This is a genomic window from Streptomyces sp. YS-3 (assembly GCF_045257485.1).
GTDB lineage: Bacteria > Actinomycetota > Actinomycetes > Streptomycetales > Streptomycetaceae > Streptomyces.
Genome location: NZ_JBJHPC010000874.1, coordinates 1 through 2014 on the forward strand (window position 1 = coordinate 1; position 2014 = coordinate 2014).

Genomic DNA, 2014 nt, shown 5'->3' on the forward strand with positions numbered 1-2014 from the left:
GATGTCGTGGAACTGGAGATCGAGGGGCTGGGAAGGCAGCGCCAGGAACTGAAGGGCGCGTCGGCGCCACGCGCCCTTCAGTTCCTGGCGCTGCCTTCCCAGCCCCTCGATCTCCAGTTCCACGACATCCCCCGCCCGCAGATACGGCTTCGGCTCCGGCTGCCCCATCGCGACGCCCGCCGGGGTGCCGGTGTTGATGATGTCGCCGGGGTACAGGGTCATGAACCGGCTCACGTACCGGACGACCTCCGCGACCGGGAAGATCTGGTCGGCCGTGGAGCCGTTCTGCCGCAGCTCGCCGTTCACCCACAGCCGCAGCGCCAGCGCCTGCGGGTCCGGGACCTCGTCCCGGGTGACCAGCCAGGGGCCGAGCGGGTTGAACGTCTCGCAGTTCTTGCCCTTGTCCCAGGTGCCGCCGCGCTCAAGCTGGTACTCGCGCTCGGACACGTCGTGCGACACCGCGTACCCCGCGACGTACGCCAGCGGGTCCTCGTCGTCGGCCACATAGCGGGCCGTGCGTCCGATGACGATCGCGAGCTCGACCTCCCAGTCGGTCTTCACCGACCCGCGCGGCACCAGGACCGTGTCGTGCGCGCCGACCACCGTGTCGGCCGCCTTGAGGAAGACGACCGGCTCGGCCGGGGCCGTGGCTCCGGTCTCGGCGGCATGGTCGTGGTAGTTCAGTCCGATGCACACGACCTTGCCGATCCGGGCGACCGGCGGCCCGACCCGCTGCCCGGCCGCGTCGAGCCCGGGCAGCACTCCGGTGTCGGCCGCGGCCCGTATCCGGTCCAGGGCGAACTCGTCGGCGAGCAGGTCGCCGTCGATGTCCGCCACAAGGCCGGACAGGTCCCGCAGGGTCCCGTCGGCGGCGAGCAGCGCGGGGCGCTCACTGCCCGCCGTACCTACGCGCAGCAGCTTCATGGTCTGTCTCCCTAGGTCGAGCCTGGCCCGGCCGATGGGTGGCGGCCATCGGAAGGATCGTTCGATCCTCCAAGGTCGAGGTCCACTCGGCAAGACCCCGTTCACACACTGGACTGTTACGCGTCGGTAGCCGCGGGCGCCGAGGACGGCGTCTTCGGCGCCTCCCGGTACAGGTACGCCCGTTCGAGCGCCGTCCAGGTCGTACTGGTCACCACGTACAGCGCGGCGGCCAGCGGCACGACCGCCACCGTGATCAGCGTGCCGAACGACATCAGCGGCATGAACTTCGTCATCGCCCCCAGCCCCGGTACGCCGTCCTGCTGGTCGGCCGGGACCAGCGGCTGGGCGGCGAGCTGCCGCTTCGTCCGTCCGTAGTTGAAGGTGGCGACCGCGGCGACGAGGACGAAGAGCCCGAGGTAGACGAGCCCCTGGCCGCCTATGAGCCCGCCGTGGCCGAGCGCGTCCGCCCAGTGGCCGCGCAGGGGGGCGGAGAGCAGGGTGTGGTCGAGCAGGGTGGTGTGGCCGCCGCCCAGCCCGGAGTTGGAGAAGAGCTGGTAGAGGAGGAAGAACGCGGGCAGTTGGAGCAGGCTCGGCAGACAGCCGGAGAACGGCGACACCTTCTCCGCCGCGTGCAGCTCCGCGACCGCCTTGCGCAGCCGCTCCGGGTCCTTGCGGTGCTTCCTGCGCAGCTCGGCCAGTTGTGGCTGGAGCTTGGCGCGGGCCTGCTGCCCCCGTGCCGCCTGCCGGGAGAGGGGGTGCACGGCGAGCCGTACGAGCAGGGTGAACAGCACGATCGCGGCGGCGGTGGCGGAGCCGTGAAAGAGCGGCTGGACGAGGTCGGCGAGGCGCTCGACAAGGCTGGCGAATACGTCGAACACGGACATGGGAAGCCTCCGGAGTCACATCTGGGGGCGCGCGGACGCCTCGGTCCGGCGGCGCGCTGTGGCGCCGCGGGAACGGTGGTGTGCGTAGGCACGGTGGGGTGCGTAGGCGCGCGGGACAGAAGGGCGTGACGGCCGGGCGGAGGGCGGAGGGCGTGAGGGCGTGAGGAAGAAGCAGGAACGCAGCCCTACGAGACCCCTGGGAAGGG

The 2014-nt window shown here is 71.4% G+C and carries 1 protein-coding gene and 1 pseudogene; both read right to left on the reverse strand.

What is annotated here, in order from left to right; translation table 11 throughout:
- Positions 1 to 69: 69 nt before the first annotated feature.
- A pseudogene (locus tag ACJA3G_RS35800) lies at positions 70 to 924 on the reverse strand (fumarylacetoacetate hydrolase family protein); the annotation flags it as partial.
- A 116-nt stretch (positions 925 to 1040) separates the two neighbouring features.
- Positions 1041 to 1808: a YidC/Oxa1 family membrane protein insertase gene (locus ACJA3G_RS35805; RefSeq protein ID WP_406557202.1), complete on the reverse strand. Its 768-nt coding sequence runs from the start codon at positions 1806 to 1808 to the stop codon at positions 1041 to 1043.
- Positions 1809 to 2014: the final 206 nt, after the last annotated feature.